The organism is Rhizobium changzhiense, assembly GCF_013087625.1.
Classification (GTDB): domain Bacteria; phylum Pseudomonadota; class Alphaproteobacteria; order Rhizobiales; family Rhizobiaceae; genus Rhizobium; species Rhizobium sophorae.
In genome coordinates this window covers 961,406-987,461 of record NZ_JABFCQ010000002.1, presented here as the reverse complement: position 1 = coordinate 987,461, position 26,056 = coordinate 961,406, and the positions used below count along the sequence as shown (strand labels likewise).

General features: G+C 60.7%; 24 protein-coding genes. 9 read left to right on the top strand and 15 right to left on the bottom strand.

The genetic code is table 11. The annotated features are described in order from the left end of the window. The first annotated feature begins 71 nt into the window (after nt 1–71). Entirely contained in the window at nt 72–971 is a 900-nt protein-coding gene (locus G9X68_RS14210; protein ID WP_171602889.1) for a DUF3313 domain-containing protein, read from the top strand. Between the two features lie 132 nt (nt 972–1,103). On the opposite strand, the gene G9X68_RS14205 is transcribed toward G9X68_RS14210, so the two are convergent. The 3 genes from G9X68_RS14205 to G9X68_RS14195 all read right to left on the bottom strand — a co-directional run bounded on the left by G9X68_RS14205 (nt 1,104) and on the right by G9X68_RS14195 (nt 3,135). Next, on the bottom strand, nt 1,104–1,694 hold the full coding sequence (locus G9X68_RS14205) for a GNAT family N-acetyltransferase (protein ID WP_171602888.1): 591 nt from the start codon (nt 1,692–1,694) through the stop codon (nt 1,104–1,106). A 157-nt stretch (nt 1,695–1,851) separates the two neighbouring features. After that, entirely contained in the window at nt 1,852–2,394 is a 543-nt protein-coding gene (locus G9X68_RS14200) for a BA14K family protein (RefSeq protein WP_171602887.1), read from the bottom strand. Between the two features lie 261 nt (nt 2,395–2,655). Beyond that, nucleotides 2,656–3,135 (bottom strand): BA14K family protein, encoded by a 480-nt coding sequence (locus G9X68_RS14195; protein WP_171602886.1) that lies wholly within the window; start codon nt 3,133–3,135, stop codon nt 2,656–2,658. A gap of 147 nt (nt 3,136–3,282) precedes the next feature. Here G9X68_RS14195 and G9X68_RS14190 point away from each other — a divergent pair, with 147 nt between their 5' ends. Together G9X68_RS14190 and G9X68_RS14185 are read left to right on the top strand one after the other, a co-directional pair. Continuing rightward, complete coding sequence (locus G9X68_RS14190) at nt 3,283–3,543, top strand: hypothetical protein (RefSeq protein WP_171602885.1); 261 nt, start codon at nt 3,283–3,285, stop codon at nt 3,541–3,543. Nucleotides 3,544–3,616: 73 nt separating this feature from the next. Beyond that, nucleotides 3,617–4,669, top strand: coding sequence for a calcium-binding protein (locus tag G9X68_RS14185; protein ID WP_171602884.1), 1,053 nt, complete (start codon nt 3,617–3,619; stop codon nt 4,667–4,669). 162 nt (nt 4,670–4,831) lie between these two features. Here the strand turns inward: G9X68_RS14185 and G9X68_RS14180 are convergent, their stop codons facing one another. From G9X68_RS14180 to G9X68_RS14170, 3 genes are all read right to left on the bottom strand, one after another. Further along, the gene (locus G9X68_RS14180) at nt 4,832–5,041 is read right to left on the bottom strand and encodes a hypothetical protein (protein ID WP_171602883.1); all 210 of its coding nucleotides are present in this window, start codon (nt 5,039–5,041) and stop codon (nt 4,832–4,834) included. A gap of 195 nt (nt 5,042–5,236) precedes the next feature. Further along, nucleotides 5,237–5,518 (bottom strand): hypothetical protein, encoded by a 282-nt coding sequence (locus G9X68_RS14175; RefSeq protein ID WP_171602882.1) that lies wholly within the window; start codon nt 5,516–5,518, stop codon nt 5,237–5,239. Between the two features lie 43 nt (nt 5,519–5,561). Next, nucleotides 5,562–6,398, bottom strand: coding sequence for an alpha/beta fold hydrolase (locus G9X68_RS14170; protein ID WP_171602881.1), 837 nt, complete (start codon nt 6,396–6,398; stop codon nt 5,562–5,564). A 630-nt stretch (nt 6,399–7,028) separates the two neighbouring features. On the opposite strand from G9X68_RS14170, the gene G9X68_RS14165 reads away from it, so the two are divergent. Then, the gene (locus G9X68_RS14165; RefSeq protein ID WP_171602880.1) at nt 7,029–7,985 is read left to right on the top strand and encodes a S1C family serine protease; all 957 of its coding nucleotides are present in this window, start codon (nt 7,029–7,031) and stop codon (nt 7,983–7,985) included. 37 nt (nt 7,986–8,022) lie between these two features. Here the strand turns inward: G9X68_RS14165 and dusA are convergent, their stop codons facing one another. From dusA to G9X68_RS14150, 3 genes are all read right to left on the bottom strand, one after another. After that, a complete protein-coding gene (dusA, locus tag G9X68_RS14160; RefSeq protein ID WP_171602879.1) occupies nt 8,023–9,024 on the bottom strand; it encodes a tRNA dihydrouridine(20/20a) synthase DusA in 1,002 nt (333 codons plus the stop codon). Nucleotides 9,025–9,209: 185 nt separating this feature from the next. Further along, nucleotides 9,210–9,422, bottom strand: coding sequence for a cold-shock protein (locus tag G9X68_RS14155; protein ID WP_003540801.1), 213 nt, complete (start codon nt 9,420–9,422; stop codon nt 9,210–9,212). Between the two features lie 532 nt (nt 9,423–9,954). Further along, nucleotides 9,955–10,422 carry a DUF3828 domain-containing protein gene (locus G9X68_RS14150; RefSeq protein ID WP_168311672.1) on the bottom strand — a complete coding sequence of 156 codons (468 nt, stop codon included), beginning with the start codon at nt 10,420–10,422 and terminating at the stop codon, nt 9,955–9,957. A gap of 180 nt (nt 10,423–10,602) precedes the next feature. On the opposite strand from G9X68_RS14150, the gene G9X68_RS14145 reads away from it, so the two are divergent. After that, complete coding sequence (locus G9X68_RS14145) at nt 10,603–10,914, top strand: putative quinol monooxygenase (protein ID WP_171602878.1); 312 nt, start codon at nt 10,603–10,605, stop codon at nt 10,912–10,914. Nucleotides 10,915–11,000: 86 nt separating this feature from the next. Here the strand turns inward: G9X68_RS14145 and G9X68_RS14140 are convergent, their stop codons facing one another. The 4 genes from G9X68_RS14140 to uvrB form a co-directional block, all read right to left on the bottom strand. Then, the gene (locus G9X68_RS14140; RefSeq protein ID WP_171602877.1) at nt 11,001–13,772 is read right to left on the bottom strand and encodes a metal-binding protein; all 2,772 of its coding nucleotides are present in this window, start codon (nt 13,770–13,772) and stop codon (nt 11,001–11,003) included. A gap of 381 nt (nt 13,773–14,153) precedes the next feature. Further along, complete coding sequence (locus G9X68_RS14135) at nt 14,154–14,540, bottom strand: GNAT family N-acetyltransferase (protein ID WP_171602876.1); 387 nt, start codon at nt 14,538–14,540, stop codon at nt 14,154–14,156. 64 nt (nt 14,541–14,604) lie between these two features. After that, nucleotides 14,605–15,255 carry a hypothetical protein gene (locus G9X68_RS14130; RefSeq protein ID WP_244956155.1) on the bottom strand — a complete coding sequence of 217 codons (651 nt, stop codon included), beginning with the start codon at nt 15,253–15,255 and terminating at the stop codon, nt 14,605–14,607. Between the two features lie 654 nt (nt 15,256–15,909). After that, nucleotides 15,910–18,936, bottom strand: a complete 3,027-nt coding sequence (gene uvrB, locus G9X68_RS14125; RefSeq protein WP_171602875.1) for an excinuclease ABC subunit UvrB — start codon at nt 18,934–18,936, stop codon at nt 15,910–15,912. A 306-nt stretch (nt 18,937–19,242) separates the two neighbouring features. Here uvrB and G9X68_RS31890 point away from each other — a divergent pair, with 306 nt between their 5' ends. Both G9X68_RS31890 and G9X68_RS14115 read left to right on the top strand, forming a co-directional pair. Then, nucleotides 19,243–19,476: a DUF982 domain-containing protein gene (locus G9X68_RS31890; RefSeq protein WP_244956154.1), complete on the top strand. Its 234-nt coding sequence runs from the start codon at nt 19,243–19,245 to the stop codon at nt 19,474–19,476. 148 nt (nt 19,477–19,624) lie between these two features. Further along, a complete protein-coding gene (locus G9X68_RS14115; RefSeq protein ID WP_171602874.1) occupies nt 19,625–20,014 on the top strand; it encodes a hypothetical protein in 390 nt (129 codons plus the stop codon). Between the two features lie 275 nt (nt 20,015–20,289). Here G9X68_RS14115 and G9X68_RS14110 read toward each other — a convergent pair whose 3' ends face one another. Further along, nucleotides 20,290–20,745, bottom strand: a complete 456-nt coding sequence (locus G9X68_RS14110) for a DUF805 domain-containing protein (protein WP_171602873.1) — start codon at nt 20,743–20,745, stop codon at nt 20,290–20,292. A 161-nt stretch (nt 20,746–20,906) separates the two neighbouring features. After that, nucleotides 20,907–21,674: an adenylate/guanylate cyclase domain-containing protein gene (locus G9X68_RS14105; protein ID WP_171602872.1), complete on the bottom strand. Its 768-nt coding sequence runs from the start codon at nt 21,672–21,674 to the stop codon at nt 20,907–20,909. Between the two features lie 243 nt (nt 21,675–21,917). Between G9X68_RS14105 and G9X68_RS14100 the strand changes: the two genes are divergently transcribed. Both G9X68_RS14100 and G9X68_RS14095 read left to right on the top strand, forming a co-directional pair. After that, nucleotides 21,918–23,657 (top strand): rhomboid family intramembrane serine protease, encoded by a 1,740-nt coding sequence (locus G9X68_RS14100; protein WP_171602871.1) that lies wholly within the window; start codon nt 21,918–21,920, stop codon nt 23,655–23,657. Nucleotides 23,658–23,823: 166 nt separating this feature from the next. Then, on the top strand, nt 23,824–26,040 hold the full coding sequence (locus G9X68_RS14095) for an adenylate/guanylate cyclase domain-containing protein (protein WP_171602870.1): 2,217 nt from the start codon (nt 23,824–23,826) through the stop codon (nt 26,038–26,040). The last annotated feature ends 16 nt before the right edge of the window (nt 26,041–26,056 follow it).

The window sequence follows — 26,056 nt, the reverse complement described above, 5'->3', positions numbered from 1 at the left end:
GCGCCAAGGACGCTCTAGCGTTTTAAACCTGCGCATAATCCTTTCTGAAAATCGATTTCGATTTTGGGGTTATGCGCTATCGGCGACGGAGGCCAGACAGCGTGCGCAGCAATCCATTCCCATTTTCCTTCCCACGGGCGTCGAGAGGTTTGTCGCTCGCGCTGCCGCTGGCGCTCGCCTTGGCCGCGGCCGGGTGCAGCTCGGTGCCGCTGAAGGAGGCCGGCACGCTTTCTTCCTACGGCAATCTCGGCGTGCCGAAGGGCAAGCTGTCGAAATCGCGCGTCTATGTCGACGGGACGCGCCTTAGCCCGGCAAAGACGGTGAGCATCGTGCCGACGACCTTCGCCTTCCACGCTGCGACCCGCGTCAAGTCGGATGCTGACCGCGTGATGGTGGCGAATGCTCTGGACCGGGCGCTTTGCATTTCGCTCAGCGACAGATATCAGCTGGTCTCTGCCGGTCAGCCAGCGGATCTAACGATCCGCTCCGTCGTTACCGACATCGTGCCGACCAACAAGGCGATGGCGGGTGTTTCGACCGTCGTGACCGTCGGCACCGGTTTCGTGCTGCCCGTCAGCGTGCCGCGGTTGCCGGCCGGCCTCGGCGGGCTGGCGGTCGAGGCGGAAGCCGTCGACAGCGGTGGAGTGCAGCGGGCGGCGATCGTCTGGTCGCGCGGGGCAAACTCGCTGCAGAACAACCCCCGCGTTTCCGAAGTGGGCGATGCCTATAGCCTGGCTTCGAAATTCAGCAGCGAGTTTTCCCGCATGCTGATCAAAGGCAAGGAGCCGAAGGGATTGGATATCTCGCTGCCCTCAGGGCAGCGGATGAAATCCTGGCTCGGCGGGAAACCGAAATACGCCGCCTGCGACGCCTTCGGCCGGCCGCCCGGGCTGATGGGGGCGGTGGCCGCCAAATACGGCGCCCCCCCGCAATGGACAGAGAAGAAGCCGAAACCGGCCGCGACCTATTGAGAGAATCCGGCGGCGGCGCCCGACAAGCGGCCGCGATCAGCACTCAGCCCGCCCCAGGCTGAGGGGACGGACGGAGCAAAAGCGGGTAAGGCTTGTGCTCCGTCCGTCTGAAAGTCCGTCGCGTATTTCACGTCAGCCGGCGGCTCCGGGCTTCAGCCAGAAATACAGTTTGATCTGATCGGGCCTGTCGGAGGGATGCGGGCCGCGCATGAACAATTCGCCGCCATTGCGCTCGATCACGCGCCGCGAGGCGTCGTTGCCCTCGTTGCAGAGGACGGTGAGGCGGTCGAGGCCTTCCTTCGCCGCCACGGCCAACAGAAGGCTCAGGGCGGTGGTCGCGTGGCCATTGCGCTGCTTCCACGGCACGACGGAATATCCGACATGGCCCGACACCTCGGGCGGCAGCTCTTCGTTGCACGCTCGAAAGCGCAGGCTGATGCTGCCGCAGAATTCGCCGTCCCAGATCCAGAACAGACGGATGGTCAGCGGCGGCGGTCCGGATCCGGCGCGTCGCCTGCCATCAGCAATGAGATCGTCGAGAAACCTTGATCTGTCCTGGCGCAGCCGCTGAAGCTCGCCGCGAACATAGGCTTGGTCGCCCGCTCGGCGCGGATCGGGAGACCAGCCGGCGGCGAGCGCTGCTTCGAAGCCCGACAGGTTTTCCAGATCCGGCGGCAGCAGGATGACGGGGCCGGCGGGCTTTGCTGTATCTCCAGATGTCATTTCGCACCTAAAGCGCGTTATCTAACTAAATGGGTCGACCAATCCTGGCCGCGCAGACAAGCACGACCGACCGGCGATCGGAAGCCGTGCAACGGGCTTCCGGCCATCAAAAAAGCCCCGCATCTTCATGCGAGGCTTGCTCCGATGGATGATTGGATTACCTGCACTGGCGGCGCGGGCCGTAGTTCGGCTGGTAGGTATTGTCATAGGCGCGGTATGACCGGTAGCGGCTATAGCAATACTCGGCATGTGAACTATAGGCACGCGCGCGCGGCTGCGAAGCGATGATGCCGCCGATGAGGGCGCCGGCTGCGAGGCCACCGATGATAGCGCCGCTGTTGTCATGTCGGCGATACCGGCGATCGTAGCGGCGATCCCAGCCGTACCGGTCGCCACGATCGTAGCGGCGATCCCAGCCATAGCGGTCGTCACGGTCATAGCGGCGTTCGCGGTAGCTAAGGCGGTCGCGGTCGCGATCGTTGTCGCGGTCGCGATTGCGGTAGGATCGGCGGTTGTCGCCATCGCGCGAGCAGACGATGGAGTATGGGTTGCAGGCGACGGTCACGATCCGGGCATCGGTACTTTGAGGCGCCGGCTGGGCCGATAGCATCGGGCTCGGCACGAAGACCGGGGCTGCCGAGGCCGGCATTCCCGAGAAGGCCGTCGCTATCGACAGGGCAATGATGCCGAATTTATTCATTTCACTCACCTTGGGTCAACGGATGTATGGAGGGGATAACGCGGGGGGAGGGAATAAGTTTCATTTTGGGATGGCGAGGGGTTATTTATGTGCGTATCTGCTAACGTACCGTGCTTTCATACATATAGGGCTGGTCGATAGGGGGCAAGGCGATTTGCTGGACGGCGTGCAGTCTACGGTGTCCTGGGAAGTCGCGTAACGGGCTTTCGGCAATCAAAAAGCCCTGCATCTTCATACGAGGCTTGCCCTAATGGATCGGCCCTAGCGGCACCGGCGGCGCGGGCCGTGGTTCGGCTGATAGGTATTGTCGGAGGCGCGATAGGACCGATAGCGGCTGTAGCAATAGTCCGCATGCGAAGAACCATAGGCACGTGCGCGCGGCTGCGAAGCGATGATGCCGCCGATGATGGCGCCGACCGCTAGGCCGCCGATAATGGCGCCGGTGTTGTCGTGACGGCGGTACCGGCGATCGTAGCGCCGATCCCAGCCATAGCGGTCGTCGCGGTAGTAGCGCCGGTCGCGATAGTCATGGCGGTTGCGATACCATCTGCGATTATTGCTGAACTGACCCGGGCAGTTCGTGAAATTGTTGCAGCCAACAGTCATGATGCGGGCATCGGAGCTTTGAAATGTCGGCTGCGCCGATTGCATCGGGCTCGGCAGGAAAGCCGGGCCTGCCGAGGCCGGCATTCCCGAGAAGGCCGTCGCTGTCGACAGGGCAACGATGGCGAATCTGTTCATTTCACTCACCTTAGGTAAACGGATGTGTCGAACGGATAATGCGGGGGCAGGGGATAGGTTTCATTTTGGGATGGACGGGAGGGGCATATGTGCGTCAGCGCTAACGCAACGGGTGCTCGCCCAAAGGCCGACAGCGCGATACCGCGAATGGCCGGACCATCCGAAACGCTGATCGGCCGGCGCGTCTCCGCGGTGGCCTTCGCGATCTATGCCGCTGATGGCGCCGAGACGCTGCCGGATGCGGTTTCGGAATTGCGGCTGCTGATACACGCCGATCTCAGCCGGACGGCGCGGGTGCGGGCTTTCAATACGTTTGTGTGGTGGGGGAACGGGATTTGCTGGAGGGGTGTGGGGATCTGTCTTCTGGCAATAGGTAGCGTTAACGCAACAGACATCTCAGAGTGGTAATTCCTTCCAAAAAGGGCTTGGTTACTGGCGGCGGTCGATGCCACCGGGGCGCGTCTTGCCGGGGACTGGAAGAATGCTGAATTGGCGCTTGCGGCGGACGGCCCTGATCCTTGGGTTGGGTCTGATTTTGTCGATAAGCATCTACGATAGGACATCCCGTGACAGCGGGCGGGTCGTCAACAACATCATCCTTACATCCGACCCGGACAGCAACCAGCAGATCCATGCCGGTGCGGGCGATGATGTGGTGTATGGCCGAGGCGGACAGGATGAAATCCGGGGTGACGAGGGAGATGACGCGCTCTACGGCAACGAGGATGACGATCTTCTGACCGGCGGCACCGGCAACGACGCCTACGGCTATGCCCGCGGCGACGGCAACGACACCATTGTGGAAACGATCGAGGATAGCGGCAATGCCGACACGCTGATCTTTTCCGATATCGGCCCCGGCGATATCGGCCTTCGCCAGGAGGGCGACGATCTCATCATTGCGATCAGGATGAGTGCGGCAGATGCCGCCAAGAACGTATCTATTATCGAGGAAGCGAGGCTTGCGGCCAAGAGCGACGGCAGGCTCATCTGGGCGCTTGAAAGGACTGCAGCACGTATGGCCGCGGGCGGGTCTATCCTCATCGAGTCGGGACGATCAGGCGGCGAGAAGGGGATCGAAAGCATCAGGTTCAGCGACGGGACAATCTGGTCGAAGCAGGACATCGCCGCGCATATCAGTGTGGTTCTGCCCGAGGGTATTGCCGGCACTGTCGGCTGGGAAACTCTAGAAGGCACGATGGGCGACGATCTGATCATCGGACTTGAAGGAAACGACACGCTTTCCGGATCCTTTGGCGACGACACCTATGTCTATGCCAGCGGCCATGGCTCCGACGTCATCGATGACATCGTCAACATGTCGAACGAGATCGACACGCTTCGCCTGACCGATCTCACCGCTTCCGACGTGATGTTGCTGCGGGATGCGGCAAAGCTGATGGTGATCGTCAAGCCCACGGGCGAAGTGATCACCGTCGAGAAGCAGTTCTTGGCCGAGGGCTATTGGGGAATCGAAAAGATCGAATTTTCCGATGGAATGTCCTGGGACAGGGACAAGATTCTTATGCGCTAGGTGCTGAACTGGAATGACTGCGCTGACCCCCAACGTGGTGTGTTCATCAGCGGCGGCGTAAGTTTCCGCGCCCAGGGTCTCTCCATGTGCCTGTCGGTGCCGGTAGATGGCGGGAGGAGCCGGTCCGCCCTTCGTTGTGCTAACGTGAGGCCGCTATCAGGCTCACCCTCCGCCGGCCAGCAATCGAAGCTGGTTCTCGTCATGCACACCCTGGCGGTAAAGCTCGATGATGAGGGCGCCTAAGCGGTCGGCCTCCTTGCCTGATCGGTCGATCCTTAGCCCACTACAGAGAGCTTCGTGGACACGCCTGCACACATCGAGGTCCTCGGAGGCGAGCGGTTCGTCACGCGTGCTGAACAGCTTGTCTGACATCGCAATCTGCCCTTTTTTGGATGCCGTGAATCGCTTTTGTGAAAAAAGATAATTTCGCGATCTTTGCTCTGCAAGATGGGCGAAGGTCCGAATTCAAAAACAATTCTGGGCACGCACGGGAAGATACGGGCGAGGGCGGCAGGGCATGAATATGAGACCGATCGGCGTGTCGACAGGACAGAGTGAGCGTGAGATCTACTTGGTTGCGGGGTCCTTGGCGCCTAGCTGCGATAGGCGCAGCTCTTTCAGCCGCTTGGTTTTTTCCCGGCGGGCCTGCTGTTCCGCCTCGATGGTTTCCTTGGCGGCTCGCTCGGTGTTTTCGAAACGATCCTGCCGGTAAGCCTTTGATGAGGGTTCACGTTCTCTTTTCATGGCCGCTAAACGCAAATCGGCGAAAACGGTTTCATGGGAAAATGAGTCTCTGGCTGCCAATCGATCGACATGGCCAGAACGCCGGCGTCTAGGATGGCAGGCCATCGTGGCAACCGGGCGCCTGATCGGCGCCCGGCAACATCACGGATCAGCCTTTGATAAAGGCGAGGATATCGGGGTTTATGATGTCGGCATGGGTGGTGCACATGCCGTGGGGGAATTTCTCGTAGACCTTCAACGTAGCGTTCTGCAGGAGCTTGGACGAGAGCAGGGCGGAGTCGGCGATCGGCACGATCTGGTCGTCGTCGCCGTGCATGACGAAGGTCGGCACGGTGATGATCTTCAGGTCTTCGGTGAAGTCGGTTTCCGAAAAGGCCTTGATGCCGTCGTAATGCGCCTTGGCACCGCCGATCATGCCCTGGCGCCACCAATTGTTGATGATCGGCTCCGACACTTTTGCGCCCGGCCGGTTGAAGCTGTAGAACGGGCCGGCCGGCAGATCGCGATAGAATTGCGAGCGGTTGGCGGCGAGCTGCTTGCGCAGATCGTCGAAGACTTCGATCGGCAGGCCGCCGGGATTGGCATCGGTTTTCACCATGATAGGCGGCACGGCGCCGATGATAACGAGCTTGGCGACGCGGCCCTGCGGCTGGCCGTGGCGGGCGACATAATGCGTCGCTTCGCCGCCGCCGGTGGAGTGGCCGATATGGATGGTGTTCCTGAGATCGAGATGCTCGACGACGGCTGCGGCATCGGCGGCGTAATGATCCATGTCGTGACCGTCGCCCACCTGGGTGGAGCGGCCGTGGCCACGCCGGTCATGGGCGACGACGCGGTAGCCCTTCTCAAGGAAGAACAGCATCTGCGCGTCCCAGTCGTCGGAGCATAGCGGCCAGCCGTGATGGAACATGATCGGCTGGGCGCTCTTCGGCCCCCAATCCTTGTAGAAGATCTCGACGCCGTCCTTGGTGGTAACCGTGCTCATCTTTTGGCTCCGTTGGTTGGGGTTGGTTGGATTAATGCGGTCAGAAGTTTGCGCCGTTGCCGGCAGAATTGGCAAGGCCACGAGCGTGGTTGCGCCGGAGGCTTGGGGCAAGAAGATCACGCCTGAGGGGATCAACCGGCTCGAAATATGCTGATATGCTTATTGAATGGCTCTTTCTATTCTATTGATATGACAGAAGTTTGTATGGTTTCGTCAGTTGAGCACGCAGCACCCGTCCATCTCGCATGACGGGACGGGGGATTTGGCGATCCTCGCCTGGCTGCTTCGTGCTGCGAACATCTTTTGATCCCCGGTATGTCGGCCTGTTGGACACCTCAGGCACGTTCGTCATGGCGCAGCTAAGGCGGCTGATTTGACGGCGAATGTCTGCAATGAGCCAATTTTTTGCCGTTCGTTCAAGATATCTGTCTGGGTAGTTCAATATATCTGTCCGGCTAGGTGTGTTGGCATTCTCTGCGTTGCGCGCATTGCAGACTGCTGACGCTCACTTGAACCCGGGTCGACGCCCAACCATCTAATCCTCACACAACAGCACAATGGCGAACCGTCGCAATCGCGACCGCTTCGCCGGCGGCGGGACGGCCGTTATTGCCGCCTGAGGATCAAATAATGGGTTACATGGATAAGGACATAGCGCCTCAGAATGATGGGGCGCTGATCGATGCCTATTCGCAATCGATCGCAGCAGCAGTCGATATCGTCGGGCCGGCGGTCAGCCGGATTGAGAGGGTGGGTGGCCGGCAGGGGCACGGGTCAGGCTTCGCCGTCTCGCCTGACGGCCTGATCATCACCAACAGCCATGTCGTCGAAGACGCCAAGGTCGTCCGCATCACCACGCCTGACGGATTTGTCACCGAGGGCCGGGTGTTGGGTCGCGACGTCGATACCGACATCGCCCTCATTCGCGCCAATACCAGCACCGGCGCCTGGGCGAAGCTCGGAGATTCCCAGCGCTTGCGCAGGGGGCATATCGCCATCGCGATCGGAAACCCGCTCGGCTTCGAATGGACTGTTACCGCCGGTATCGTCTCGGCGCTCGGCCGCTCCATGCGGGCAGCCAGCGGCCGGTTGATGGAGGACGTCATCCAGACCGATGCGGCGCTCAATCCCGGCAACTCGGGAGGGCCGCTGGTGTCTTCCAGCGGCGAGGTCATCGGCGTCAATACCGCCGTCATTCAGGGCGCGCAGAGCATCGCCTTTGCCGTGGCGTCGAACACGGCCAATTTCGTGGTTTCGGAGATTCTTCGCTATGGCCAGGTCAGGCGCGCCTTCATCGGTATCGCCGGCGATACGATCGTGCTGCCGCGCAGAGTGGCACTGGCGGCGGGCACGGCGCAGACGACCTCTGTCCGCATCCGGCGCGTCGAACCCGATGGGCCGGCGGCGAAGGGAGGGCTGCAGGAGGGCGATTATATCCTCGCCATCGACGGCAGCCCGGTTGGCGGCGTCGATGATATCGTCCGATTGATGGATGGCAGCAGGATTGGCAGGGATACGGAAATCCTGGTGTTTTCGGTGGCGGGCCGGATCGAGAAGAAGATCTTGCTGCCGATGGCCCGGTCATGACGCCGCACTTCGGCGTCGTGACAAGCCGTCATTTACGTCAGGCACTGACGGCCTCCTGCTCGGTTCCCGAAAAATCCACCGCCGCAAAGGCTGCCGCCAGCACCTCCGGCCCGGCGCCGTTTTTCGCGGCATCGGTCGAGAGGATCTGGCGGTAGCGCCTTGCGCCGGGCAGGCCGGTGAAGAGGCCGACCATGTGGCGCGCAACGTGCTGCAGCCGGCCGCCGCTCATGATGTGGCGTTCGGCATAGACCATCATCCGGTCACGCAGGCCTTCCCAGTCCCGTTCGGCCGCAGGCGCGCCGAAGAAGCGCTGGTCGATATCGGCAAGGATCGCGGCATTCTGATAGGCGGCCCGGCCCAGCATGACGCCGTCGATATGTTCGAGGTGGGCTGCGGCCTCGTCGAGCGTGCGGATGCCGCCATTGATGCCGATGAAAACATCGGGCCAGCGCTGCTTCATCCGATAGACGATCTCGTAGTCGAGCGGCGGGATCTCGCGGTTCTCCTTGGGGCTCAGGCCCTTCAGCCAGGCCTTGCGCGCATGGATCCAGATCGCGTCGGCGCCGGCATCGAGAACGCGGCTGATCAGCTCGGGCAGCGCCTGTTCCGGGTCCTGCTCGTCGACGCCGATCCGGCATTTCACCGTCACCGGCACGGTCGCGACTGCCTTCATCGCAGCGACGCATGCGGCCACAGTTTCCGGCGTCAGCATCAGGCAGGCGCCGAAGGTGCCGGACTGCACGCGGTCAGAGGGGCAGCCGACGTTGAGGTTGATCTCGTCATAGAGGTAGGGTTCGGCGATCTTCACCGCCTCGGCAAGCTTTGCCGGCTCCGATCCGCCGAGCTGCAGCGCCAGCGGGTGCTCGGCGGCGTCATGACCAAGCAGCCGGTCGCGCGGGCCGTGGATGATCGCATCGGCCACCACCATCTCGGTATAGAGCAGCGCCTCGCGGCTGATCTGGCGGTGGAAATAGCGGCAATGCCGATCCGTCCAGTCGATCATCGGGGCGACCGCAAAAATCGGCCTCTTCTGCGTCATCGACGTTCCATTGTTCCTTGTTACCGGGGCCGCAGCGCGGGCGCCGTCACCGCCGCATCGGGCGGGCATCCATAAAGCGCGCATATAACACTTGCCAATGCGATCGACAAATGACCGCCGATCACCACAAACAGAAACGGCGCCCCTTGCGGAGCGCCGTTCATGCCGCCGAAGCGATGTCTGACTTACGAAGCCGAGATGTTGACGGCCTTCGGGCCCTTGCCCATGCGGTCCGGCTCGGTGTCGAAGGTAACCTGCTGGCCTTCGCGCAGCGACTGGATGCCAGAAGCCTGCAGCGCAGAGATATGGACGAAAACGTCCTTTGCGCCGCCGTCCGGCGTGATGAAACCAAAACCCTTGTCCTGGTTGAAGAATTTTACGGTGCCCTTGGTGGCCATTGGGATCGTCCTTTTCCCTTAGTCTGTGTAGTATCCGCGCCCCCGAGAGGAAGCGGACGGCTTTAGCTTTCGCCCCGATCGATTGGGACGAAGGGTCAGTCGGAGAAGTCACGTACGGGGAAAGAACGTCTACGTAGGCGGGTAGTCCCGCGCCGCCTTCCAAACGGAAGGGATTACCACATCAGTCCAGTCACCGGCATGCAAATGCCCGAGTAAGTCAATTCGTGCCAGCATTTCGGGCAAAAAGCAAGCGGGATTATTGTGGCACGCCCGCATCGATACCGGGAAATGCCGAAGATTCAGATACTTGACGGTGGGTTAACGGATTCTTGCACGGCTGTGCCATATCGGGATTCCGTGCCGAAACGGGATGACAGGCGGATTCGATAGTCGGGCAGGGATTTGTTCGGGGCCGGTCGGGCGGCAGGGCACACCGATCAGTCTTCATGGTGGGGGAGGAACGGAGCAATTGATCCAGTGAAATCGGTGGCAAACGCAGGGAACCGCGACGGCGGGTGGCTGGGCCGCCTACCTACCGCGCATCACCCAGCAACGCGCCGAGACTCCACGGATTATCCCCCTTCTGGTTCGCGATGTCGTCGACCTTCCAGCCGCCGTGTTCGCGCACCAGGGTGTAGAAGAGTGTCACCTCTTCGCCGTTTTCGAATTCCACTTCCACCTCGGCTTTGTCATCCAGCAGGATCGGTTGGCCGATCCTGACGTCGCTGGCCGCGCCGTCCTGACCCGCGATGACGGGATCGAAGTCGATCGCGCCGACATCGCCCTCCGGTGTGTTGTCGAGATCGGTCTGAAGGAGCTCATTCAGGTGGTCGGAGAAGAAAGTCGAATAGGGCGAGGGCGCCTCGGCGTCGCTGTTGTCGGTGTCGTAGCTATAGAGCGCCTTGAGCAGCGCCTGCGGCGTCTTGTAGGTCTGCGCCAATGCCGGCAAGGCTGCGACTGCCGACACGGCGAGGGCGAGGATGAATGTGGGCAGGCGCATGCGGGCTCTCCTCGATGAGCGGTGAATCATAGCGGAATCGGGCGCTGAGGTGGAGCGGCAATTTAGGGGCGGGTTGTAAGGATCTGTCGTGGTCATCGGCCCCGTTCCAATGACCACGCCCCACGCTTGTTTGTGACAGGCGCCCGGGCGAGACTTCCAAATCAAGCTGGGGAGGGTGAGATGAAATGCATCGTCGGATTCTTCATGACCAAGCCTGGAAAGCGCCATGCCTATCTGGCCGCGGCGCAGAACCATCTCGAACAGAGCCGGCTCGACCCGGATTGTCTCTATATCGAGCTGGTGCCGATGCCCGAGCATCCCGACAAGATCCTGCTGGCAGAGGCCTTCACCAGCGAGGAAGCGCATCGCCGGCACGAGGATACGGACCACATGCACGAGCTATGGGCCGTCGGCCCGACGCTGCTGTCGCATGTCGTGATCGACAATGTGATTTCCGCTCAGGTGGAGCATATCGACGAGCGGTTTGACTGATGCGTGCCTGATTTCGCGCGGCCACCCGTCGGTGGGGCTTGCACGACTGCAAGTCCCACCTCGGTGCCGGGGCAATTCCGTCAAGGCTAGATCAATGCCTCATGTGACAGCGCAAACGACGGCTCGAAGACGTCCTTCACGGCCAGCGTGAAATCGTGGCTGGTGATGTTTCCGGCCGCGTCGTAGGCTTGGGCGGTGAAGGTCAGGCTGTGGGTGCTTTCGTAATCGATCGCAGCTTTCGTCTGGATCTTGTTCCCGACGAGCTTGAAGATACCGTCCGCATCATCGGTCAGCCGCCACTTGACCGCCCCACCTTCGGGATCGACGGCGGAGAGAAGGCCGACCGAGGTGCCGATCGCGATGTTTTCGGAGACGGAGCTGCGCGAGAAGGAGAGCTTGATCGGCGCCTGATTAACAGGGGCTTCGTTGACGTCGAGGACATTGATCGTGATGTCCTTTTCGACCGTGACCGTGCCATCGGAGACAGCCACCTTGATCGTGTGCGACTTGTCCGTCTCGTGGTCCAGCGCCTTCGAGGTGACGATGCGATTGCCGTTGAGCCGGAAGTGATCGTCCGCCCCGTCGATCAGCGTGTAGGTGAGCGCGTCGCCATCGGCGTCCTTGGCACTGAGCAGGCCGACCGTGGTCCAGATCGGCGTGTCCTCGGAGAGGGCGGTTTTCGAGAGCTGGATGTTGGTCGGCGCGTTATTGGTGCTCGTGAAGGTTCCCGTGGTGAATTCATAGACGCCGTCGGCAAAACGGGCGAATTCGACGTCGGTCAGGATATCCTCAGCGTCCTGCCCGCCCAGGCTGCTCACGATGTGGGATTCATTATCATAGCGGTAGCCGAGCATATAGTCGGCGAACTTAGCGGAGAAGACCGCCGTGTCGGTGCCGGCGCCGCCATCGATGATGTCGTAGCCGCCGCCGCCCTCGAAAATGTCGTTGCCGTCGGTGCCCGTAAACTCGTCGTCGCCCCCGCCGGCCTTGACGTCAATGCTGGAGCCATAGCCGGTGATAAAAGCTCCGTGGTCTCCCAGCTCATCGGAAAGATCGAGGTGGGCGCTGTCCGTGATTGCCAGTGAGGGGCGAGAAACAACGTCGAACGGATTGATCGACCCGACAATGCTATTAAAGCTTTCGAACTGCACGCTCGAACCGGCAACCTGAAATCTTGCAGTGTCGAGGACTTCGATGTTCTCGATCGTCAGGCCTCTCAGATCGGGTGCTTGCAGCGTATCAAATCCGTCACCGCCATTGATTGTTCCGGAAATCAACGGAGCGAATGGCTGCACAATAACGACATCGCTGCCATCGCCGGCGTAGATGTTCAAGACTTCCGGCACGAGCCCGAGATCCGGAGAGAAGTTGCCAACATCACCGTCGGTGATCGTATCGTTGCCGGCGCCGCCTCTGATGACATCATTCCCGCCGTCTCCGAAGATCTGGTCATTGCCGGCGCTGCCATTCAGCGAGTCATTGCCAGAACCGCCATGGAGATGATCGTTTCCGGCGCCGCCGTTCAGCGTGTCTGCGCCGTCACCGCCGGAGATGGTGTCGTTGCCTGCGCCCGTCGTAATTGTATCGTCGCCACTCGAACCCCTCACATTGGCGGAGCCCGAGCCCAGTTCGCCGGAAAGGTCTACCGTTCCGGAATCCGAGATGACCAGGGTGGCCGCGACGAGGGGATTGAGCTCGGAGTGGCGAATGACGTCGTAAGCTTCGAACTCCGCGCCGGTCTTGGTGATCGTGGCGCCGTTCGTCTCCAAGATATTCAAAGGGTTACCTGGCTCGGTACTGTCGCCGGTGAAAGTTCCGGTGGCGAAATCGTAGACACCATCGGCAAAGCGCGCGAATTCGACGCCCGTCAGCGTATCCGTACCTTCTAGCGCGCTCGTGACGACATCCCTGCCATTTTCCAATGCAAGGGAATAGTCGGAAAAATTACCGGCGAAAACAGCCGTGTCGGTGCCGTCGCCACCATCGAGCTCGTCGTCGCCGGTGCCGCCGGTCAATTTGTCATTGCCGCCCCTGCCGTCGAAAATGTCGTTGCCGCCGCTACCGTCGAAAATGTCGCTGACGTCGCTGCCCGCAAATACGTCGTCGCCGTCGCCGGTCTTGACGTCAACGCCGGAGGGATTGTTCCAGCCCCAGATATGAGCTCGGCGGTCCACCAGCTCGTCGGAAAGATCGAGGTGGGCGCTGTCCGTCAACTCCAAAATAGCGGAAAAATTGAAGAACGGATCGGTCGACCCGATGATCTTGTCAAAACTCTCGAACTGCGCGCTCGAACCGCTAACGGTAGATCTTTCCGTATTAAGTACTTCAATATTCTTGATCGTCAGACCGTCGAGCGACGAGGTTTGCAGCATATCGATTCCGGCGCCGCCATCGACTGTTCCTGAAATCAGTGGATTGTATCTCTCCACGACTATGGAATCGTCGCCGTCACCGGCGTCGATGTCGGTAAGTTGCTGCTGGTCGCCCGTTCCCGGCCAGGGGATGCCACCGTCATAAATTGTATCGTTACCTGCGCCGCCGATCAATTTGTCGTTGCCGCTACCACCACTGATCACATCGTCGCCGGCGCCGCCGTTCAGCGTGTCATTGCCGTCGTTGCCTGAGATGGTGTCGTTGCCCGCGCCCGTCGTGATCGCATTACCGTAGTAAGAGCCAATCACGTGTGCAGAGACGGAGCCCAGCTCGTCGGCGAGATCCACCACGGACGAATCGGAAACAGTAAGGGAGACAGGTGCGGAAGGGCTGGCTTCAGAGTCGCGGATAACATCGTAGGCTTCGAACTCAGCGCCGGTCTTGGTAACTGTGGCGCCGTTCGTGTCCAGAATATTCAAGGCCATATATATCTTTCCCCAAAAGATGCGTTGTACTCGGCAATATGAGACATCCCCGAAAGAACTGTTTTATTGCTCAACGGATGACAACCCCTCGGGGATCTATGCCAATCCCCGATTAAGTTTTCAATGCAAAATTGTGTCTTTTCATTGATTTTTTAATGAAAAACTAGGGATGAAATACTGGGGAAACGAATTTTATTTTGAGAACTCAAGGTCATAATTTGGTTTCGTAAATAGTATTATCTTTCATTTTCGGATGAGATGCTCTCGCGAAAATTGTGTTTTCAGCGGGTTCCTCGATAATGCTGCGACGCGCGACCGTTCGCGTCACCATCGCAGGTTGGTGCTGGCTTCGACTTGTTCCGGCTTCCCGCGCGGGAAAACTCACATGAGCTTGATGAGTCCTGCCTTCGTCGGCCTGAAGCCGCAGGCGCGGTAGAAACCGGTCAGGTGCGGCTCGAAATCGACATGTAGCCACTCGGCGCCGCGCTCGCGGGCGAGGCTCGTCGCTTGCCGAACCATGCGCGTCGCAATCCCTTGCCTTCGCATGTCGGGGTGCACCGATGTATCGAGGATAAAGGCATGGATGCCGCCATCCCAGGCGACATTGACAAAGCCGACGAGCCGATCGTCCTGATAGGCGCCGATATGAGCAAGGCTGCGGGACAGGATGGGGGTGAAATCGCGGTCGTGCGGGCTGCCCCAGGCGGCGGAAAAGAGCGCGTTGAGTTCCGCGGCGCAGGGGAAGGGGTCGATGCGCAGTTCCGGCATTGGCGGTTCCCTTCATTCAGTGGGCATGGAGTTCGTCCGGATCAAGGCGGGCGACGTCACGGGCTCATTCTGTCACGGCGACCAGCCGGCGGTCGCGTCGCTCGAAAATCCTGTCGGAGAGAAAATCGACACCTCGGTGCTTCGCCATGTCGATCAGCTGCCGGGCCATGGTCAGCGCGGAGGGCGCTTTTCGGTCGATCACGGCGACTTCGTCGCGCTGGCGCAGGATCAGAAACGCGCCATCCGGGAAATTCTTGTCCACCATCGCCCAGAATTCATCCGTCATCACGATGGCCGGCGTCAGCGGCGGGTTATCGTCGATCCGGTAGGCGATCATGTGATCGTTGACCCGTTCTTCCTGGAGTTTCGACATTTCCCGTAGAATATTCCCCTGCGCGGCCTGGCGGATCTCGGCGACAGAGCGCTCGCCGAGATCGGCGCGCGAGAGCCCGACCAGGCTCTGCGGCGTGTCCAGCTGCAAGACAATCGCCACGTCGCCGGCAAGTTCCTCCGCCAGGGACGTTGCCGCATCCTGCTCATTCCCAGGCTGCCGGAAGCGGATATTGGCGAAAACATGCTGCAGGTCGAGTTCCGGCCTGCGGACCGTGACGAGAACGCTCTGCACGAGGTTTTCGATGGCAGCCTCGCGGTCCAGATCGTTGCGGAGCGTATAAAGCCTGCCGTAGACGTTGGTGACATCGATCGTTCCCGTCACGGCTTCGCTTCCGCTATTGGCAAGCCGCACGCGGAGAACGGCGGGATTGCCGGGGTCGATCGCAACCTCCTGGACCTCGGGCTCGCTGCGCAGGCGCGCGGCAACGGCGTCGCGCAGTTGCGCCAGCGTCGGGCGGCGTGGCAGAGATGGGCTGCGCTTCGGAGCGGAGGCCTATTTTCGAGAGAAGGGTCTCGAACATGTCGGCGTTTCCCTGATGTGTCGTGTCCTCGTAAGCTGCCGTCGGCGTCAGGATCAAGGCGATGCCGGCTGAAAGATTGATGATCCGCATGCTGGGCGCCGGCGAAAGAGGCGGCAGCCGCCCGGCCGCCGGCCGAAACGCGTTGCGGCCAACCGGATTTATGCGGCGCGTTTCAGACGTCTGTTCATGCATGTCGTCCCCCGAGGCCGCCGCGACAGCCGGCCGCCAACAGAAGCTAGGGCAAAGCTGTTGCCGATCAATGACGGATGAGGCGCATCGCCCGGGAGAGGGCGGCGGTCTTATGCCGGGCGAGGTTGCGGGACAGGACGTGGGTGAAGTCGCGCGGGGCCCAGCGTACGCATGCCAGCTTGATTTCTATTTTGAACGTTATTTTGAATATTCATGAATGCCGTCCATGTGCGGCGCAACTTTGACCTTACATGATTAGATAGTCATTATCGCCCCGGCCGCCCGGTCTTCCCCTTCGTCCGCCCCTTACGCTTCTGCTCACCCGGGTCCTCATAGCTCCCCACGCCCGTCTTCCCGCGCACGACCGGCCGCACGTCGTCGCGCTCCGGCTGCCCTTCGAGCAGCGGTGAAAACCGCTTCGTGCTTTTGGCGGCATCCGGCTTTTCCGGCAGCGCGCCGGTGACCGGCTTTTCCGTTCGGCCGACGGTCATTTCGTCGAGGTCGTTTTTGCGGAAAAGGGTCTTCTTTGTGGGTTCGGCGATGTCGCGGCCCATCTCGTCGAGGGCGGGTTTGCGGAAGAGGGGGGTGGTGGTGTCGGTGCCTGGGCCCATGTCGTCGAGGCTGGGTCTGGAGAAGTAGGAGGGGGTGGCCCCCTCATCCGCCCTGCCAGGCACCTGACCGGGATCGAGCCGCTGGTCTCGATCCGTCCTTTGGACCCCCCTGGGGAGAAGGGACTCGCTGGTCGCTTTGGCGTTCCGTCTGACGCCTTCCATTGCCTTTGACTCTTCACGAGCCATCGGATCGTCCATGACGGCAAGCTCTGCGGCCTTGAGGCGTTTGATTTCGTCGCGGAGGCGGGCGGCTTTTTCGAAGTCGAGGTCGGCGGCGGCGTCGCGCATGCTCTTTTCGAGGGCGTTGAGATGGGTCTGCAGGTTGTTGCCGACGAGGTTGCCGCCATCGGCGAAGCCCTTGCCCGAGACGCCTGAGATATCGGCGCGAACGTGGTCGCGTTCGTAGACGGAGTCGAGGATGTCGGAGATCCTGGCCTTGACCGATTCCGGGGTGATGCCGTGTTCGGCGTTATATGCCATCTGCTTTTCGCGGCGGCGGCCGGTTTCCTCCATGGCGCGCTTCATCGAGCCGGTGACCTGGTCGGCATAGAGGATGACCTTGCCGTCGACGTTACGCGCCGCACGGCCGATCGTCTGGATCAGCGAGGTTTCCGAGCGCAGGAAACCTTCCTTGTCGGCGTCGAGAATGGCGACGAAGCCGCATTCGGGAATGTCGAGGCCTTCGCGCAGGAGGTTGATGCCGACGAGCACGTCGAAGGCGCCGAGGCGGAGATCGCGGAGGATCTCGATGCGCTCCAGCGTGTCGATGTCGGAGTGCATGTAACGGACGCGGATGCCCTGCTCATGCAGATATTCGGTCAGGTCCTCGGCCATGCGCTTGGTCAGCACCGTGCAGAGAGTGCGGTAGCCCTTGGCCGATGTTTCGCGGATTTCGCCGAGCACGTCGTCCACCTGGGTGCGGGCGGAGCGGACCTCGACCGGCGGGTCGATCAGGCCGGTCGGGCGGATCACTTGTTCGGCGAAGACGCCGCCGGATTGCTCCATTTCCCAGGCGCCGGGCGTGGCCGAAACGGCGATCGTGTCGGGGCGCATGGCGTCCCATTCCTCGAAGCGCAGCGGCCGGTTGTCCATGCAGGAGGGCAGACGGAAGCCGTATTCGGCCAGCGTCGCCTTGCGCCTGAAGTCGCCCCGGTACATGCCGCCGATCTGCGGCACGGTGACGTGGCTCTCGTCGATGAAGACGAGGGCGTTGTCGGGGATATATTCGAACAGCGTCGGCGGCGGATCGCCGGGGTCGCGGCCGGTGAGATAGCGCGAATAGTTCTCGATGCCCTGGCAGGAGCCGGTCGCCTCGAGCATTTCGATATCATAGCGGGTGCGCTGCTCCAGGCGCTGGGCCTCCAGCAGGCGGCCGGCCTTCTCCAGCTCGGCCAAGCGCAGCCGTAGCTCTTCCTTGATCGACTTGATGGCGCCGTTCAGCGTCGGGCGCGGTGTGACATAGTGCGAATTGGCGTAGATTTTCACCGATTTCAGGTCGCCGACCTTCTGGCCGGTGAGCGGGTCGAACTCGGTGATGGCGTCGATCTCGTCGCCGAACATCGAGATGCGCCAGGCGGCATCCTCCAAGTGGGCGGGGAAAAGCTCGATCGTATCGCCGCGCACGCGGAAGGAGCCGCGGGTGAAATCCATGTCGCGACGCTTGTATTGCTGGGCGACGAGGTCGGCCAGCAGCTGGCGCTGGTCGAGCCGGTCGCCGACCGACATCTGGAAGGTCATCGCCGTATAGGTTTCGACCGAGCCGATACCGTAGATGCAGGAGACCGAGGCGACGATGATGCAGTCGTCGCGTTCGAGCAGCGAGCGCGTCGCCGAGTGGCGCATGCGGTCGATCTGCTCGTTGATCGAGGATTCCTTCTCGATGTAGGTGTCGGAGCGCGGCACATAGGCTTCCGGCTGGTAATAATCGTAGTAGGAAACGAAGTATTCCACTGCATTGTCGGGGAAGAAGTTCTTGAATTCGGAATAGAGCTGGGCGGCCAGGGTCTTGTTCGGCGCCAGGATGACGGCCGGGCGCTGCGTCGCCTCGATCACCTTGGCCATGGTGAAGGTCTTGCCGGAGCCGGTGACGCCGAGCAGCACCTGGCTGCGGTCGCCATTCTCCAGCCCCTCGACGAGGTCGCGGATGGCGGTGGGCTGGTCGCCGGCCGGCTCGTAATCTGACTGCATGCGGATGGCGATGCCGCCTTCGGATTTGTCGGGTCGGGCAGGGCGGTGCGGCGTCCAGATCTTGCCGTTCTTGTGCAGCGGATTGCCGCTCTCGATCAGCGCCGACAGCGCCTCGACCGTGGCGGTGACGGCAGTGCCGGCCTGCAGCGACGAGGCCTCCTCCAGCGTCGTATCCATGCCGGAGACAGGATTGAGGCCGGCGGCCGCGCGCGTCTTCGGGTCGGTCGAGCCGCCCATGGAGGTGCCGCGGGCGCTTTTTGAAGCGCTGACGCCGTCGCTGGTTTTCGTCCTTGCGGCGATTTCCACCTTCTTGCGGTGCTTACCGGCCTTGGAGGCGATCTGGCGTTGGGTCTCGACGCCCGAGGCCTCGGCATCGGCCTCCAGCTGCTTCACCCAATCGGCGACGGAGCCGGAAAGCGGCGCGCCCTCAAAGGACGATTGAGGGGCTTCCTCGAAGCCATTCGGGGCGGGGGATTTCTTCGGAGATTTGGCCATGCGGCGAATATGGAGAGAGTCAGGACGAAAGTGAAGAGGGAAAGAGTACAAAAGGGAAACGAATGAATCGTTCGAATCGGGTCAACAATCTCCCGGACTATGGCCGCGAGGCGGCGCATCCGCCCCTTCAAGGATGAGGCTCTCTTGGGAGCGGGGCAGTTGCCAACCTCCGGCCCCGCACTGGAACCGAAATCAGCCTTCCGCAGTTAGTTTCCTGTCAATTCAGCTACAGGTGCGACTGCCATTAGCGACCATTCCGCCTTCTGGAAAAAACCGATCTCCATCGACCTCGATACCGGCGAACGGATGGTTCTCCGCTCGCCGCAGGATGCGCTTTACACACTCATCTCCGACTGGCCGGTCAAGGGCGGCGTCCATCAGCAGCGGGCGATCGATTTCTGCCGTGCCTGGCTCGCCGGCCGCATGCCGGCCGAGACGGTGCGGCAGGCCTTTATCCTGGCGGCGCTGGAAGCTGGGGTGGCGATCAACGACGATGATGAAGATGAGGCCGGAAGTTCTGTTTTGAAGCCCTCGGTGTAGCTGAGCCAACATTGATATATCCGCGTCACGCAGCCGGTATCGCGCTGTTGCAGCAATATTCCCACGATGTATTGCAAATATTATTCTCGCTGTGTTTGTAGGAATAGGCAGCGTTTATTGCGCTCCGATTCTTTAGGGATTCAGCTGAATGAAAATTAAAGTCCTTGTTTGCGCTGCTCTGCTGGTACTGGCCGGTTGCAATGCGCCGGTGTCGCAATCCGTTGCGGATTCCCAGCGTCCTCCCTCGAGTGACGTCCGGCAGAATTTCATCAACATCGTGTTCAAGAGAACCTACCGGCACGAAGCGGGAGAAGTCGTATGGGCCCGCATCTCCAGTGTGGTTCTGCTCGATCCTGAAAAAAAGATCTACGCTTACTGTGTGCGGGTGGTGCCCAAGCGCAGCTGGGGAGACTGGGCCTATCTCGGCGTCTCCTTCACGGATGACAAAATATTAGGCGCGACGGTGAATGATAATCGCTGCCGCGACAAGCGGCTGCGTTACTACCCGTTTCCTGAGATGAACGGCATGAAGACCTGACAGGGCGAGGGCTCCGGCCGCGTCGCCGTTCGAGGCTTTGTTGAGCGGCGCCGCGACATGCTCCAGCGTCCCGAAGGCGCGGCACCCTCCAACCTTCCTCATGCGGAGGTGCTTAGCCGCAGGGCGGAGCCTCGAAGCACGGGATATGACGTTGCTGCTTGCAGCCATCGAACAGTATTTCAAGCGACGGGTTTCTTTGCCGGAGTGGGTGTAGGAGGCGGTCTCTAAGCGGACTGCGCATCCCGCAGTCCGCGAGGACCATCCTCATACCTTGCTCAAGCAAAGACGGCTTCCCTGGAATCATCCATTGTCGACGCCCTGCAGTACCATACGAGGAGGACAACCGGTCCAATAGGAACTAATAGTCCAAGAAGCTGCCACCATCCGCTTCGGTTGATGTCGTGAAGGCGTCGGGCGGCCATGGCGATCCACGGAAGAAACGTGGCCAGCGACCAGATCAGCCTCAGGGTCTCGCTTCGATCCACGATGTACAAAGCGATGGAGACGAGAACGGCGAAGAGGAACGAGTACCAGAATTCCGATCGGCTCGCTCTACCGCTAAAGTTCACATAATTCTTGAAAAAGCTTCCGATCGCCTGGCCGAAACCCATGGCCGGCGGCAGGCCGCCGAAGCGGTTCGGCCCGGCCAGCGGTTTTCTGAAGACGAAGATCAATGGCACGCCGATCAGGATCAAGACGATCAACCAGTGAAACAGAGAAAAGCTGCCCATGAGATACCCCAGCTGTTAGAATAGCTTAGAGATAAGCGATGTTTGTTTCCGGAGGATTAACCTGCTTGTGATCCGATGTGTTTCGCAATCACAGCTTGAGAAATTGCGGCTGCCATGTTGGCGGCGCGATGATGCTTTGAGACGGCCGCAATCGCCGTCGCTCAGCGCTTGAGCAGCACGCTTGCCTGCACCGGCTGCTCGATGCCCTTCAGCGCCAGCATACGCGTTTCTGCGCCCGCCGCGAGGTCGGGAGCCTTGGTGGCCGTCTCGGCCGAGATCAGGATCTCCCCGGCGGCGGCCTGGGATTCCAGCCGTGCGGCCTGGTTGACGACGCCGCCGATGGCGGTGAAATCGCTGCGGAAGCTGGAGAATTCGCCGATCTGGACCTCGCCGGAATGGATGCCGACGCCGACGCCGAGGGTGCGGCCGGGCAATAGCCCGAGCGCCAGGCTGCTCAGCGCGGCGGCACAGTTCCGCTGTATTTGCTGCCCAGCCAAGATCGCGGCGGCGGCATGATCCTTGCTGACGATCGGGAAATTGAAGATCGCCATCAGGCCGTCGCCCATCTGCTTGTTGACGATGCCGTCATGCGCCCAGATCGCCTGGGCGCAGCGATCCTGGAACAGGCTGACGATTTCGCTGAGCTGCACCGCCTCGATGCGCTCCGAAAGATCCGTGAAGCCCCTGATATCGGCAAACAGAATGGTGGCGTCGACGGTGATCTGGCGCTGCTTCTTGACATATTGGAAGGAGCGTTCGCAGATCGTGCAGATATCGGGGTTCATCTTGCTGCGGGTGATGCCGAGGGCGCGGAAGGGCAAGGCAAACGGACCGCCGATCGGGATCGGCATATGCATCTGGTCCCAGCAGCCGCGGCAGATCCTGGCACTGCCGTGCCTTGCCGGCTCAATTGATGAGGCTGTCGTCATGTCAAGCAATCCGTCGCCTGATAACCCAAAAACCAGCTTCCGCCACTCGATTGCTTTTGGCAACACTGCTGATGGTCTAGGGGACGAATAGCTTGAAGTATTTCATATCGAATTATGATGCCTTCGTTTTTGCCAAGATGTCGAAACCCGCCTTGCAAAGTGCTATTCCCGGTAGATAAATTCGGTTCAGTGTCATCGCCTTGTCTAGAAGGTGTAGTCGATACTTTTTAGCGAGAATTTTCGATGAATCCTCAAGAATTGCGCAGAGCGGAATACGCTTACAATAAAAGCAAATTGCTCCGGGTATTCCTGGTTATGGTTGCCATCACAGCGGGAATCGTCTGGTTAGGTTTCTATCCGCCCAAGGATAAGGATCCTTACGCCATCTGGTTCTTCGTGTCGTTATGGCTGGCATTATTTGGAATCCTCACATCGCTGGCATTGCCCAAACTCCTCTCGAAGCGGCCGGGACTGATCATTTCAACGGCTGGAATCCAGGTGCCGAATTTTCCTGACCAGATAGTGGCGTGGTCTGCCATCCGAAGCTTTGACAGAGTCCGGGCCAAATATTCGGATGTCATCGTTCTTCACCTCGATCCCATTGCCGCCAAAACCTTGACCAGGCAGTGGCTGGTGAGCCGGCTGCCGGAATGGCTCACCGGTTCACGCGCAAAGGTCGGTATCCCTTTGCAGGTATTGCGGGGCAATCCGGACACGATATTCGGCCAGTTCGTCGGATTGCTGTCCAAAGCTCATGAGGCCGAACGTCAGGCCATGCCGGAAGACAGCTCGATTCCCAAGGACGAAGAGGAAGAAGCATCGGAACCCGCTGTCAACAGCGCCGGCCATCCGCTCTTCACCTATATTCTTCTGGCTATTCTGGTCGCGGTCTATCTTGCCGAACTCGCCTTCAGTGTCGAGCCACCGGTCGCCGGCTCTCCCTCCACCTGGTCTCTCTACCTCCTTGGCGGCACGGTTCGTCAAAGCATCGTCGAGCACGGCGAATGGTGGCGGCTGTTTACCGCACCATTCATGCATGGAGGCATCCTCCATCTCGCGTTCAATTGCGTTGCCCTGTGGTTCGCCGGACGGTTGTTCGAGCGGCTGATCGGCTGGCGCTGGTTTGCAGCGATTTTTTTCGCCAGCGCGCTCGGCGGGTCAATCGCATCGGTGTGGATCAATGACCAATACACGGTCGGGGTCGGCGCCTCCGGCGGGATCGTCGGGCTTTTCGCAGCCGTCGTCGCGGCAAGCTTCCGATTCCGGTCAGGGCCGATTGCAGATAACCTGCGGATTGGAGCAGCTCAAATTCTGATCCCCTCCCTGCTGCCGTTCCTCTCGGCTGCAAGAAGCGGTGAGAACATCGATTATGCCGGACATTTCGGCGGCGCATTGACCGGGGCAGCGCTATCGTTCCTGCTGCTGGCATTCTGGCCGAAAGAGCGCCCGACGCCTCGTTTCGGAGCGGCGGCGATAGCCTTCAGCACTCTGTTTGTTATTGTGGCGGCGGTGTCGCTTTGGCCTATCAGCAGCACCATCCGGATCGTCGCCAATAACCCGATGACCAACTTTTTCGCAGGAAAGTACGAGCAGGCTGCCACAGGTTTTGCTACCGAGGCAACCGAGGATCCCGCGAATGCTCCCTATTTTCATCTCTGGCGCTTTTTCGCTCAAAAGCGGGGCAAGGATACAAAAGCTATCGCCGACCTCGAGATCGCGGCTGGTAAAATGGATCAGGGGACATGGCCCTATCCCGTCTACCGTCTTTTTCTCGGCGCGTTGAAACCGGATGAGCTGATGGCGAAGGCAGCCGATAGCAACCAGCGTTGTGAGGCCACATTTTACAGTGGCGAATGGTACCTGTTGAATGGAAACACCGCGGAGGCGCGCCCACGGTTCCAGACTGCCTTGTCCTCCTGCCCCGCGACCTTCCTGGAATATGACGGCGCGAAAGGCGAATTGAAAAGCCTTGGCGCGCAGTAGTTGCGTGCCTGCTCAGGCCCGAAACTGGCAAATGGGAGATGTCTGCTTCGTTCGCTGGAATCCATCGCCGACAAGTTGAATATCGCGCGACCCGGCGATAGCATCGCGATCTGACCTACTGTAGGATGTTGTTAACAATACTTTCGCTCTCCAGGAAAGACCGGGGATGGAGCGCCGTCTTGCAGCAATCCTGATCGCCGATGTCGTCGGTTACAGTCGATTGAGCCAGATCGACGAGGAGGGCACGCGTGCGCGATTCCAGGCGGATCAGGATGAAGTCTTCGAGCTGGCGATCGAGCGACATCACGGCCGGCTGGTCAAAACCATGGGCGATGGTTTGCTGGTCGAATTCCAGAGTGTGGTCGATGCCTTGCGTTGCGCGGCGGAGGTTCAGCAACTGAAAGCCACCCGCAATGCCGCAGCCCTGCCGCAACACCGGCTCGAGTTCCGGATCGGCATCAATCTCGGCGATATCATCGTCGAGGGCGAGGATATCCAGGGCGACGGCGTCAATATCGCCGATCGAGTGCAGGCGCTGGCGGAACCGGGCGGCATCGTCATATCGGGAACGACATACGACCAGGTGAAATCGAAAGTCCCGGTCGGTTTCGCTTCGCTCGGCGAGCAGCGGTTGAAAGGCATTGCCGAACCGGTCCGGGTCTATCGCGTCCTGCTTGACCCGACTGCTGCCGGCAAAACCGTCACAAGCCGGAGGCGCCTGCCAAGACGTCGGCTCTTTGCGGGCATCGTAGCGGCCGTTGTCCTTGCTCTTGCGGGCGCAGCACTCTGGTGGCAGCCGTGGACGCTGGCAAAACCACCGGCGCTCAGAGAACGTTTCGCCTATCCGTTGCCGGACAGGCCATCGGTCGCGGTTCTGCCCTTCATCAATGTCAGCGGCGACACCGAGCACGACCATCTCGCAGAGGGGTTGACGGACGATCTGATCACCGAACTGTCCAAAGTATCGGGTCTCTTCGTCATTGCCCGCCATTCGGTCTTCGCCATCCGGGACTCCGTCGGCAAGATTCAGGATGTGGCCGCCGAACTCGGCGTTCACTACGTGCTCGAAGGGACCTTGCAACGGGCCGGGCCACGGCTTCGGATCAATGTCAAACTGATCGACGCGGTCACCGGCCTCTCGATCTGGGCCGAGCGCTACGATCGCCAATATGCCGACCTCTTCGCCGTTCAGGATGATGTGATCGGCAAGATCATCTCGGCCCTGTCGGTCAAGCTCAGCGCCCGCGAGCGCGATCAACTGGCCCAAATCCCGACCGAAAATCTCGAAGCCTACGATTATTACTTGAGGGCCGAGCAGGAGGGCTTCATTTTACGGGATGTCGATACCTATCGCCGGACCCTGTCCTTCTACCAGAAGGCGATCGACCTCGATCCGGGCTTTGCCAATGCCCATGCGGGAATCGCCCGCGTGGCCGTCGATGTCTGGCGCAACGACTATAATTACCTCTGGTCGGCCGCCGTCGCCCGCAAGATTGCCTATGACGCCGCCGGGCAAGCCCTCAAGCTGGATCCCAACAATGCCAGGGCGCACACGGTGCTTGCCCTGCTGCAATGGGTGGATGGGCGCGAGACGGAGGCCAGGAACTCCGCCAACATGGCGGTTGCAATGGAGCCGAACGATGCGGAGTCCGCCGCCAACCTCGCTCTCATCCTGGTCCACACCGGAAGCAGCGGGCAGGCGATCACGGAGATTGAAAAGGCTTTGCGGCTCGACCCTTCGCCGGCGTCGAGCTTTCAACTGCTGGCGGGGATCGTCTTTTATACCGCGGGCGACGATCAGCGCGCGATCTCACTGATAGAGCCGACGCTCGACAGCCTGCCGAAGGTCGAGCCGGCACGCGAATATCTGGCTGCGGCCTATGCCGACCAGGGCAATGAAACCAAGGCTGCAGCGGAGACGGCAAAGCTGCTGGAGCTGTTCCCCGAAAGCAATCTCACCTATTACGGCTATCTCTATGATTACTGGCGGGACGGCGATCTGCAGCGCCATCTGGCCGGATTGCGAAAGGCCGGCATTCCCGAATGGCCCTTCGGCTTTACAGGCAGTCAAGCCGATAGGCTCGGCGAGGCAGACCTGCGCAATCTTGTCGATGGCAAGAGCTGGACCGGCAAGCACAAGAACGGCACGGATTTCACCCAGTATTTCGACAAGGCTGGAAACACGGCCTATCGCAGCGCGAATACCAACATCACCGGCACGATCGAGGTGCGGGGCGACAGTCTCTGCGAAAAATTCGACGGTTATTTCCTCGACCGGATGGTGTGCGGATATGTTTACCGCAACACCTCCGGCGAACAGCGCGACAGGCCATACGTACATGTCACGCCGCGCGCCTTGACGTTCTTTTCACCCACACCTTGACGGGCCGGGCGTTGCG

Coding starts and splice junctions, on each gene's coding strand:
- G9X68_RS14210 (WP_171602889.1), top strand. CDS start 72: ATGCGCTATCGGCGACGGAGGCCAGACAGCGTGCGCAGCAATCCATTC.
- G9X68_RS14205 (WP_171602888.1), bottom strand. CDS start 1,694: ATGACATCTGGAGATACAGCAAAGCCCGCCGGCCCCGTCATCCTGCTG.
- G9X68_RS14200 (WP_171602887.1), bottom strand. CDS start 2,394: ATGAATAAATTCGGCATCATTGCCCTGTCGATAGCGACGGCCTTCTCG.
- G9X68_RS14195 (WP_171602886.1), bottom strand. CDS start 3,135: ATGAACAGATTCGCCATCGTTGCCCTGTCGACAGCGACGGCCTTCTCG.
- G9X68_RS14190 (WP_171602885.1), top strand. CDS start 3,283: ATGGCCGGACCATCCGAAACGCTGATCGGCCGGCGCGTCTCCGCGGTG.
- G9X68_RS14185 (WP_171602884.1), top strand. CDS start 3,617: ATGCTGAATTGGCGCTTGCGGCGGACGGCCCTGATCCTTGGGTTGGGT.
- G9X68_RS14180 (WP_171602883.1), bottom strand. CDS start 5,041: ATGTCAGACAAGCTGTTCAGCACGCGTGACGAACCGCTCGCCTCCGAG.
- G9X68_RS14175 (WP_171602882.1), bottom strand. CDS start 5,518: ATGGCCTGCCATCCTAGACGCCGGCGTTCTGGCCATGTCGATCGATTG.
- G9X68_RS14170 (WP_171602881.1), bottom strand. CDS start 6,398: ATGAGCACGGTTACCACCAAGGACGGCGTCGAGATCTTCTACAAGGAT.
- G9X68_RS14165 (WP_171602880.1), top strand. CDS start 7,029: ATGGGTTACATGGATAAGGACATAGCGCCTCAGAATGATGGGGCGCTG.
- dusA (WP_171602879.1), bottom strand. CDS start 9,024: ATGACGCAGAAGAGGCCGATTTTTGCGGTCGCCCCGATGATCGACTGG.
- G9X68_RS14155 (WP_003540801.1), bottom strand. CDS start 9,422: ATGGCCACCAAGGGCACCGTAAAATTCTTCAACCAGGACAAGGGTTTT.
- G9X68_RS14150 (WP_168311672.1), bottom strand. CDS start 10,422: ATGCGCCTGCCCACATTCATCCTCGCCCTCGCCGTGTCGGCAGTCGCA.
- G9X68_RS14145 (WP_171602878.1), top strand. CDS start 10,603: ATGAAATGCATCGTCGGATTCTTCATGACCAAGCCTGGAAAGCGCCAT.
- G9X68_RS14140 (WP_171602877.1), bottom strand. CDS start 13,772: ATGGCCTTGAATATTCTGGACACGAACGGCGCCACAGTTACCAAGACC.
- G9X68_RS14135 (WP_171602876.1), bottom strand. CDS start 14,540: ATGCCGGAACTGCGCATCGACCCCTTCCCCTGCGCCGCGGAACTCAAC.
- uvrB (WP_171602875.1), bottom strand. CDS start 18,936: ATGGCCAAATCTCCGAAGAAATCCCCCGCCCCGAATGGCTTCGAGGAA.
- G9X68_RS31890 (WP_244956154.1), top strand. CDS start 19,243: ATGGTTCTCCGCTCGCCGCAGGATGCGCTTTACACACTCATCTCCGAC.
- G9X68_RS14115 (WP_171602874.1), top strand. CDS start 19,625: ATGAAAATTAAAGTCCTTGTTTGCGCTGCTCTGCTGGTACTGGCCGGT.
- G9X68_RS14110 (WP_171602873.1), bottom strand. CDS start 20,745: ATGGGCAGCTTTTCTCTGTTTCACTGGTTGATCGTCTTGATCCTGATC.
- G9X68_RS14105 (WP_171602872.1), bottom strand. CDS start 21,674: ATGACGACAGCCTCATCAATTGAGCCGGCAAGGCACGGCAGTGCCAGG.
- G9X68_RS14100 (WP_171602871.1), top strand. CDS start 21,918: ATGAATCCTCAAGAATTGCGCAGAGCGGAATACGCTTACAATAAAAGC.
- G9X68_RS14095 (WP_171602870.1), top strand. CDS start 23,824: ATGGAGCGCCGTCTTGCAGCAATCCTGATCGCCGATGTCGTCGGTTAC.